This is a genomic window from Gracilibacillus sp. JCM 18966, assembly GCF_055392695.1.
The window spans coordinates 893,719-904,770 of record NZ_AP043883.1 but is presented as its reverse complement, the minus strand read 5'-3'; the positions used below and the strand labels follow the sequence as shown (position 1 = coordinate 904,770).

General features: G+C 34.9%; 5 protein-coding genes. 4 read left to right on the top strand and 1 reads right to left on the bottom strand.

The features are described 5' to 3' along the window. Positions 1-414 precede the first annotated feature (414 nt). The 4 genes from ACZ5N5_RS04170 (at position 415) to ACZ5N5_RS04155 (ending at position 9,661) form a co-directional block, all read left to right on the top strand. Complete coding sequence (locus ACZ5N5_RS04170; RefSeq protein WP_464373327.1) at positions 415-858, top strand: JAB domain-containing protein; 444 nt, start codon at positions 415-417, stop codon at positions 856-858. A gap of 148 nt (positions 859-1,006) precedes the next feature. Further along, a complete protein-coding gene (locus tag ACZ5N5_RS04165) occupies positions 1,007-1,753 on the top strand; it encodes an N-6 DNA methylase (RefSeq protein ID WP_464373326.1) in 747 nt (248 codons plus the stop codon). Next, a complete protein-coding gene (locus ACZ5N5_RS04160) occupies positions 1,746-6,089 on the top strand; it encodes an Eco57I restriction-modification methylase domain-containing protein (RefSeq protein WP_464373325.1) in 4,344 nt (1,447 codons plus the stop codon). Before ACZ5N5_RS04165 ends, ACZ5N5_RS04160 begins: the two co-directional genes overlap by 8 nt. 611 nt (positions 6,090-6,700) lie before the next feature. Next, positions 6,701-9,661 (top strand): phosphatase PAP2 family protein, encoded by a 2,961-nt coding sequence (locus ACZ5N5_RS04155; protein WP_464373324.1) that lies wholly within the window; start codon positions 6,701-6,703, stop codon positions 9,659-9,661. Positions 9,662-9,870: 209 nt separating this feature from the next. Here the strand turns inward: ACZ5N5_RS04155 and ACZ5N5_RS04150 are convergent, their stop codons facing one another. Continuing rightward, on the bottom strand, positions 9,871-10,998 hold the full coding sequence (locus ACZ5N5_RS04150) for an MFS transporter (protein ID WP_464367527.1): 1,128 nt from the start codon (positions 10,996-10,998) through the stop codon (positions 9,871-9,873). Positions 10,999-11,052 lie beyond the last annotated feature (54 nt).

The following is an 11,052-nucleotide window of genomic DNA, read 5'->3' as shown; positions in this document are numbered from 1 at the left end:
AGCTAGAATATTGATATAAAGGGATGCATATAGATAAGTGCTCCTCATCCTTGTTAAAGATATTTCTCAAAACACTAAACTATAACCTCTTAATAATGTGAGCAGAAGTGTTCCTAGAGTTTTTTTCCTTTCAGCTCCCCTAATTATAATCTCCTAATGCGCCTGTAAAGCAGAGACGCATTATCGATTATGTAAAGGGTCTTCGTTCTTCGGATGTTATGAGTCAGCCAAGTAGGATAAGGGTGCGTAGAAAGCAAATTACGCTTTTAACGCACCCTAATTCATTGGGCTTCCCCAAAACATATACGAATCACTTGATAGCTTTGCTACTAACGCCACTGGACATTAATCGATGCGGTGATTCTCTATATGGTGACCAAAAAGGTCAAAAAAATTATAGAGAGGTTGATCTAAATGGAAACCATTTTAGAGATTGTTCGCATTGAACAAATTATTCGAGAGGCAGATGAAGGCGTTAATTACATTATCCGTAGTCCAGAAGACGGAGCAAATATAGCGTCTCGCTTTATTGGTCGTGATGATCGTGAAGTGTTTTTTGTTATGTGTTTAAATACGAAAAATAATGTTATCGCAGTTCATCGTTGTCATGTTGGTTCGTTGAATTCCTCACTCGTTCATCCACGCGAGGTGTTTAAATCAGCGATACTTAATAACGCAGCAAGTGTAATTGTTGCACATCAGCATCCGAGTGGTGACATTACCCCCTCGATGGAAGATATTAACGTTACAAGGAGATTAGTCGAAGCTGGGAAGTTACTAGGCATCGAAGTGCTTGATCACTTAGTAGTAAATAGTGGTAACAGTTTTACTAGCCTGAAAGAAAAGAGCTATATTTAAAAGGGAGAAACAACTCCCTTTTTTCTTCAAGGTATATTACGTACAATTACTTCAAATAAATTTAGTAAAGTACCTTATGATAGAATAGAACTAGATAGATACGAAATAGATAACCGAAAGTAGTGAAAAAGAAAGGAGGGTACTATGTTTGAAAGAAGAAATTATTAAATCTAAGCTTCGAGTTCAAAAACATGGAGAAGTATTTACCCCTAAAAGAATAGTAAATAAAATGCTGGATATTCCTGAGATAAAAGAGGCTTGTGAAAATTTAACAGCAACGTTTCTAGAACCGGCTGCTGGGGAAGGTGCTTTTTTAGTTGAAATACTAGAGCGAAAGTTAAACATGGTATCTGAGAAATACAATGGAGATTTAACACAATATGAAAATTACTCTTTGCTCGCTCTAACAACACTGTACGGAATTGAATTATTAGAAGATAATGCCCAAACATGTGTGATGAACATGTTTCAAAAATATTATGATAAATACAAAGAACAAGTTGAACATCATAATGGAGAATTAAAGGAAAAAGTATTAGATAGTGCAAAGAAAATCATTTCATTAAATGTTGATAATGGTAATTTTTTAACGAGAAAATCGAGAGATGGAAGCCCTTTAGTATTCAGCGAATGGCAACCTATTAATCTTAAGAAAACAACTAAAAATATAAAAATACAAAGAACTGAATATACATTAGATGAAATATACGGAAGGGTCAAAAAGGAAAATGGTAAAGCAATTAATCATGCAATAAAACAACCAGTGCAACTAGATATGTTTGACTTTTTGGAAGATGAAACTGAAAACACAAATGAAGTTCAAAAAGAAATGCGATATATACCTGTGAAAATAATCGATGTTTATAAAGAGGAGATGGAGGAAGCCGATGGATAAGACAATAATTAAGCCTTTTGAAGAAATTAAATATAGAGTGTATGGTTATACCTTACCCGAAGTTCCGAATCATAATGGTTATGTGAAAATAGGTGATACGACACGTGAAGTTGTTACAAGAATTTTTGAACAAGTAGGCACAGCTGGATTAAACCCTAAAATATTATTTGAGAAAGTAGCTCGGAAATCTGATGGAGAATGGTTCCGTGATAAGGATTTACATAGATTTCTTATTCTAAATGGAATAGAGAAAAAGGATTTTAATAGTCGTGCTGATGAGTGGTTCTATTTTAATGGAACGTTGGAAAAGGCCGAAGAGTTAACGAATAAATTTATCAATCGTGATTATGATGAAGTACAAATTGATGACAAACGTTCGGATTATGTACTAAGAAATGAACAACAACAAGCAGTTGAAAAAACTTATGAGTATTATCAAAGTAATCAGGAGCCAAAAGAGTTTCTGTGGAATGCTAAGCCGCGTTTTGGGAAAACGTTAACAACGTATGATTTTATAAGAAATTTAAATGCAACAAATGTTTTAATTGTAACCAATAGACCGGCAATCGCGAATTCATGGTTCGATGATTTTAACAAATTTATAGCATGGCAAGAGCCGCAAATGAAATTCGTTTCGGAAACAGATGCATTAAATGGTAAAGCGATGACTAGAGAGCAATATCGTGATTTTCTTGGTACAACATCTCACCCTAATCCTACACAAATCTTCTTTATGTCCTTACAAGATTTAAAAGGAGCAGAGTTTGCTGGTGGTAATTATAAAAAGTTAGAGTGGGTACCTGGCTTAAATTGGGACTTACTAGTAATTGATGAAGCTCATGAAGGTATTGATACGAAAAAAACAGATATAGCATTTAGCCAATTAAAAAGAGACTTTACCCTGCATTTATCAGGTACTCCGTTTAAAGCGTTAGCAAAAGGTGATTTTTCTGAAGAACAAATATTTAATTGGTCGTATGTCGATGAACAAGAAGCAAAAGAAAACTGGGATCCAATAATTGGTAGCAATCCTTACGAAAGCCTACCTACTTTAAATTTATTCACGTATCAAATGAGTAAAATGATAGAAGATGAAGTATCGGCAGGGTTAACAATAGAGGAAGAAAAAAACGTTGATTATGCATTTGATTTAAATGAATTTTTTAGAGTGAAAGAAAATGGACGATTTGAATATGAAGAAAGTGTTGTTCGTTTTTTAGATAATCTATCTTCAGGGAAGTTTCCATTTTCTGAAAATCAATATCGTAATGAACTAAATCATACATTTTGGCTACTACCACGGGTAAATGCCGCCAAAGCACTTGAAAAATTATTAAACTCTCATCCAACATTCAAAGATTACAAAGTAGTACTTGCAGCAGGAGATGGTGTTAGCTTACATGACGGTATAGAATCAGAAGCGCTTGATTTAAAAGAAAATACAAAAAGCTTTGATAAAGTTAGAAATGCTATTAAAAAATATGATAAAACAATAACGCTTTCCGTGGGACAGTTAACAACTGGTGTGACAATTCCTGAGTGGACGGCAGTATTAATGTTAAATAATATTGAATCACCTAGTTTATACTTTCAAGCTGCATTTAGGTCACAAAATCCTTATGAATATGAAGAAGATAGTAAACTTTATAGAAAAGAAAATGCGTATATCTTTGACTTTTCGCCAGATCGAACATTAAGACTTTATGATGAATTTGCTAATAACTTGTCTAGTGGCAGTTCTAAAACAAGCGAAGAAAGAAAACGTAAAATAAAGAAGTTATTAAATTTCTTTCCAGTAATCGCTGAAGACGAAGATGGTACAATGCATGAAATTGATGCATCTGAAGTCTTGACGATACCTACTCGAATTACGTCACGAGAAGTTGTTAAAAGAGGCTTTATGAGTAATTTATTATTCGCTAATATATCAGGTATTTTTTCAGGTGACTCACCATTTAAAGAAATTCTAGATAAAATACCGCCTGAGAAAAATAAAAGATTAGAGAAACCCCGTGAGGTCTCTATCACTGACCCGCTTTTAAATGATAATGGAGAAGTAGAAATTCCAAAAGAAGTAGTGTTAGGTAAATCAAAAGAACTTTTTGGAGAAAAAATTTATTCATCAATTGAAGTGGTTGATGAAGTTGTATCAACCTTCGAAGAAGCAGAGGAAAAACAAAAAGAATCCATTAGAAAACTTGCGAAAGATATAACAGCTTCATTTTCAGATGGCTTTAATAAATTAAAGGACTCCTTCGAGCTAAACAATGGGCAGACTGATAAGTTAAAGGATTCAGTAAATAATTCTATTGAGGATATTATAACTGAGAAAAGTTTGACACTAAGCAATCAAGTTAAAGAGATAGAGGAAGTATATGAAAAGAAAAAGCAGGAAGCAGAGAAGAGAAAAGATGAAACTGAATTAAAAGTAGTAACTCGGCAATATGAAGAAGAAAAACAAAAGATAGAAGAGTCTTTTGCCGATGAAATTAATAAAGAAGTAGAAAACACAATCAACACTGTTGTCGAAGAACAAATAGAAAAAGTAGAAGAAAAGAAAAAGAAAACAACAGAAGAGGATGTTCGAGATCATTTACGAGGATTTGCACGTACAATTCCCGCGTTCCTAATGGCATACGGAGATGATCAGACTAGATTAGAAAACTTTGAAAAGAATATTGATGAAGCTACCTTTGAAGATCTTACAAGTATAACAATTGAAGAGTTTAAGAAGCTTCGCGATGGTTTCGAATATGAGGATGATAAAGGCAATATAAAAGTCGTTCATGGCTTATTCAATGAGGTAGTTTTTAATGCAAGTATTCAAGAGTTTTTAGACACTAAAAAGCGTTTAGCAAATTATTTTGATGATAGTTTGCAGGAGGATATTTTCGACTATATTCCGCCACAAAAAACAAATCAAATTTTCACTCCAAAAAGTGTAGTAAAAAAAATGGTTAATATTTTGGAAGAAGAGAACCCGGGTATATTTTCTAATAAAACAGTAAAATTTGCTGACTTATATGTAAAAAGCGGTTTGTTTATTACAGAGATCGTAAAGAAATTAAACGATGGATTGAAAGAGCAAATTCCAGATCAACAGGAACGTATTAAATGGATATTAGAAAATCAAGTATACGCATGTGCGCCAAGTAACATCATATATAATATTGTTAAGAATTTCATCTTTAGTGAACTAGTGGGTATTTCGACAAACAATCTAATAGAAATTGATACAATGATGTTAGCTAGTAAAGAAAAATTAAGTATAGATATCTATAAAGCTTTTGGAGATGATAATTTGAAATTTGATGTAATAATAGGAAATCCACCATACCAAGATGAAACAATAGGTGATAATAAGACTTATGCTCCACCAATCTACCATAAGTTTTTGGAAGAATCTTATAAACTAGCTGATAAAGTAGAAATGATTCACCCTGCTCGATTTTTATTTAATGCAGGAAGCACACCAAAAGCATGGAATAAGAAAATGTTATCGGATGAGCATCTTAAAGTTGTAAATTATTTCGATGATAGCTCAAAGGTGTTTCCGAATACTGATATTAAAGGCGGAATTGCTATAACGTATAGGGACAAAGAAAAAGTCTTTGGAGAGATTGGGACTTTTACAGTTTATGATGAATTAAACTCAATTCTGAGTAAAGTAACTTCCAATACTTCTGAAACATTAGAATCTTTCATTTCTGGTCGAGGAGTCTATAAATTGGCAAACTCTGCTCATGAGGATTATCCTGAAATTGAGGATATACAGTCAAAGGGACATAAGAATGATATTGGTTCAGGAGCATTTAAGCTGTTAAAAGATATTATTTTTTATAAAGATAAACCTAAGCACGAAGGCGAATTTGTTAGAATTTTGGGACTTGAGAATAGCCAGCGTACGTATTATTGGATGGATAAAAAGTATCTGAATGCTCCAAGTAGTTTTGAAGATTATAAAGTGATTATACCCAAAGCTTATGGAAGTGGAATTTTCGGTGAAGTGATAAGTTCGCCATTAATTTTAGAACCGAATGTTGGGGCTACAGAAACGTTTCTTTCAATTGGTGGATTTTCAACTAAATACGAAGCAGAGTCAGTTTTAAAATATATTAAAAGTAAATTTACAAGAGCAATTTTAGGTGTTTTAAAAATAACTCAAGATAATACTCGAGATAAGTGGTCGAAAGTGCCTCTTCAGGACTTTACTGAAAGATCAGATATTGATTGGTCGAAATCTATTTCAGAAATTGATCAACAGCTATATAAAAAGTATAATTTGAGCCAGAATGAAATTCAGTTCATTGAAGATAAAGTAAGGCCAATGGAATAAGATAGTAAGCAAGAATTATTGTTGTATTCAACTAACATCTAAATTTTTGGTGCAAATTGGTTTAAGTAATGTCAATTTCAATCGTTTTTCATAAATTTTTATCCATATAACAATTCCCAAAACATTGATATAAAAGGATTAAAATGGATTAGGTATACGTAAATTTTACAAGTATATTTCTCAAAACGTTAAAAAACCTTATAAACCAAGGGTTTGCCCTCTTTGCACTTATGGAGCAGAGAGGGCTTTTTCGTGTCCATATTTGGAATTGAATACCCTTTGAAAACTCCAAGCTAATTTCTGAAACAGCTCGGCAGTTTTCTCCTTCGTTTCCTCAGTCACATGGCTGTTCTATCGCTTTCTTCCACTTTTTATGGTAGTAGTTGTAATAACTCATTTTGGCGTTTCAAAGAGATAGCCGAAAGATTTGCAAAAAAAGTTCCCCAAACCCGTTTATTTTCGTAATAGGGCTCTTCCCTTCTACAAAAAAATACATAATTTTAACATTTTCCCTACATTCATTTAACATACAGTCCCTAAAGTGAATTAGTGTGGTTAAGTGATTTAAAAATCTGCAGCAAAAAAGGAGAAATGGAAAAGGTATGAAATTCATGAAAAAAGTCTCGATAATACTACTACTTGCAGTTCTAACTATGGCATCTTTTGAACTTCCTGTTCAGGTCGCTAGTCAATATTCTGAAAAGGAGCATTCAAAACCTGCAAAGCCACAAGGGACTACTGAAGAAATAAATACAGATCCTCCTGAAGTTGAGCAGCCTTTACCGGCAGTAGATAATGGTGGAAATGCTAACGATCCTATCTTAAAGAATATAGCTAGAACTAATCCTTTTATCAATATTTTAGATGGTTTTGATCAAATATGGTCTCTGAATCAACCAGATTGGAGAGACGGAACTGCGTTAACTATACCAGGTGCAAATGGTGAGATTGCAAAATATGGTGACGGACCTACCGTTTATTTTGATGGATATAAAAATGATAAGACAAAGGTAATAGCAGATAAGAAGACATATGCTAACGAAGAAATCAGAAATCCGAGGACTTGGGAAGCTAATATAAAATATGTAGAAGAGGTTACTAAAAATAGAACGAATGAAGAGGCGTTAGCGGCCTACTATGATGATCAAAGAGATAAGGTATATAGTATGATGGAAGCTTATGGACCTTTAGCAAATGCCTACGTAGAGATCGTTAACCCGATCACAAGTGTTGTCAGATCATCAGAGGACATGGATAAAGTATTGGAAGAATCGACTGTTGAAGACCAAGCCCAAGGGATGGGACAATGGGAGGGATCTGCACTAGAAGATGCGATGGATTTAGTTCATTTAATTAGATTTAGGAATCCTTCTTCGTCTAATCCTTCTAAATACTTTTTTTCTTCTCCAAGACCTTACAGAATGAATTCAAATGGAGAAGTGAAAGAAGTTGTTGATGAGAACGGTTTACCTGTTTGGGACACAATCGGCAGTGGTGAGAGTACAATAGAAGAATTACCTTCAGGTGGTAAAAAAGAAACAGGAGAAAGACATTACCAGCAATATGAAACGAATGTGGAAGTAATTCCTGCATTAGAATATGTAAAAAGAAAAGCAGAGGACGGGAGAGGTAAAGACGGAGCCTTTCCAAGCGGGCATACAAGTGCATCTTATTTGTCAACATTCGGATTTGCATATGCAACACCAGAAAGATATGCTGAATTTCTAACAAGAGCAGCTCAAATGGGAGAAAATAGAATAGTGACCGGCATGCACTCTCCGCTTGATGTTATAGGAGCAAGAATACAAGCTACAGCAATGACTGCCTACGCATACAATCTTTCAGAAAACCAAGAGGTATTGGATAAGGCTTATCAAAATGCAGGAGAAGTATTCGGTGAATTAGCTGCATCAAAAGAAATGAGCTTGTACGAATATGCACATACAGTAACAGAGGATTATACGTTTGAAAGTGCGTACGATGAAGAAAAGTGGGAGGATCACGAAGCAAATAAAGCATTCTATCGGGAAAAACTTACATACGGATTACCTCAAACAGGCACAAAAGGTTTAGACCCTGTAGTACCTAAAGGGGCTGAAGTTTTATTGGAAACTCGTCAGCCCTATTTGACCGATAAACAACGTAGAGAAGTATTGTATACCACAGAAATTGAATCAGGCTACCCTGTAATAGACGAATCAAATGGTTGGGGCAGACTTGATTTGGTAACAGCATCTGATGGATATGGTGCGTTTTTAAGCAATGTAACAGTGAATATGGATGCTTCAAAAGGAAGGTTTAATGCCCATGATTGGTGGAGAAATGATATAACTGGCAGTGGTATGCTTACCAAGCAAGGGACAGGAACACTTACATTGACAGGAAATAATAGTTATTCAGGAGGCACATTGCTAGAAGAAGGAACGTTAGAAGCTACTTCTGAGACTGCTTTTGGTGAAGGCGATCTTTATGTGGAAGATGGTACAGTGTTAGTTAATGTAGATGAACCTTTGAATGTAAATGGTAACTTCACAATGGAAGCTGGAAACCTTGATATTGCAATGGATAATGACAAAACGCAACTAAATGTAGATGGACTGTTATACCTTGATGGTGGGGATCTGAATTTGGATCTTTCTAATTATGAAATAGACAAGGCAGCAAATATTACTTTAATGACCGCCGACAAAGTGGAAGGTAAATTCGATAATGTAACTGCAGATGATTACGACGTAACTGTCACTTATAACAATAATAGTGTCGTTGCACATTTAAAAACAATCGATACTTCTGATCCAGTTTTACCAGATCCTGAAGACTCCGAAGATTCTGAAGATCCTGAAGATCCAAAAGACCCTGTCGATCCAGAAAATCCTGAGGATTCAAAAGACCCGGAGAAACAAACCAGTGTTACCTTAACACCTAACGTTACCAATGGCGAAGCAACGATCGTAACAGACTCGCTCTATCAGCTAGCTGATCAAGGTGAACTAAGGATAGATTTACGAGGTCATAATGATTCTGTTAACCTAGCATTTAATTCTGACCAAATAAAATGGCTGAAGGAGCATCATATAACGATCATCATTCAGTTAAAAAATGTAAGCTTGCAACTAGCTGCCTCCAATTTCACTAATGGATCCGATGCTGCAACCATCCAGTTAGAGCGTTTAGCTGACATTGATCAAGCATTGAGTGTGGTCTATGACTTTGAAATCAAACAAGGCGAAAAACAATTGGATACCTTCGACGAAAAAGTGACACTGACTTTTTCTGTTGATAGCGACAAAGTAAATGATAAAGATCAGGTGCAACTGTTCTATTGGAATCCAGAACTCGAAGAATGGGAAGAAATCGGGGGAGAATGGCATGATGGAAACGTGAAAGCACAAACCGATCACTTCAGCACCTATACCGTTTTTGAACAGGAAACAATGGAACAACAGCCTGTTACGGAAGACGGACAAAAACTACCGGAAACTGCCACTACGACCTTTCAGTACTTATTAGCAGGGTTTTTACTCTTCTTAAGTGGCGTGTTCTTCCTCATCATGAGAAGAAGAAAAGCTTAATCCTTTATGTAGAGAAATATGAAATTATCACACTAATTAGAAAGAGGCTAACTATTGACTTTAAATAGTTAGCCTCCTTCTTTTTTGTTTAGACAGCAAAGAAATTCACTGTCGTTGAATGGGGAGTTCAAAGCGTAAAAAGTAGGTCAATAAAAGATTGATAAAATTTCAGAACCCATTCTTGGAATTAGAAAGTATATTTCTCAAAATTATTCTTTAGGATTAAAAATTAAAGCAATATAACTAATCAAAGCAAATAGGATAAACATGGCTTCATAACCTAGAAGCCCAGCAACCGCTCCTCCAATGAATGAACCAAACACTTGACCTAAAGCTAATAGTAAAAATGGTAAGCCTAGACCAAGTGAGGAATTTGTTTTAAAGATATGGATGCCCCAAATGATCAAAACACCTGTCATAAATATATAGGAACTACCAAAAGAAATTGCTGATAGGGCAACAGGAAGAATATTTGTAAATAAACCTAATAATAAGGAAGAAGCTCCTAGCAAAATAACACTTATTCGGTAGGAGGATAATAATCCAATTTTCTCACTAAAATATCCAGCAAATCCTCCTAATACGCCTGCTATGCCAATAATGATCCAAAATACTTGAATCAGAGCTTGTGGGAGGTTCTCCATTTGAAACAACAAATCTCTTGAAAACGTCCAATAATGTGCACTCGATGCCCCTAAGAGCAAAGAAGATAAGATTAAGGGATAAGCATGAACAAGCTCCTTTTTTGTCACATGAAAGGCTTGTGTCTGATGAGTTTTGCTCGTATCCTTTGTCTGAGGAATGACCTTATAATTAAGTATCAATATAATAATCGATATTAGTGTAAACAGAAGGTATGTCATTCTCCAGTTGCTAGCCAAAAAGATAACCATAACCCCTGTTAATGCAGTTCCCAAACTAGTACCTGCATTAATCCACGTATTTGTTGTAGAACGCTTATCCTGATCTACCCATTTCTTTATCACATCTGCATAAGGTGGAGAAGATAGCCCCGTGCTTAGGCCAGCAATAAAGATACCAATACCAAGAGCTAGTGAGCTATTGGCTATGGATATGATACTCATTCCTATAGCTGCTGCGATCCCTGCTGTTAAAATCATCATACGGGAACCAACTTTTTGCATATATAACATTGCTAGGACAATCGCTATACAATATGCCAAATACGATAACGAAGAAAGCACTCCTGCCACAGATGGATTAATCTCTAAAGACTCACGTAGATAAGGGAGAACTAATCCATAACTAAACCTTGCAAAACCATAAGTTACCGCAATCATAGGTAAACCAACCATGATTAATTTTTTTGAATTCATTAACAACACCTCTTTTTATATAGAACGATCATTATATTTTTTGGTAAAAAGAGA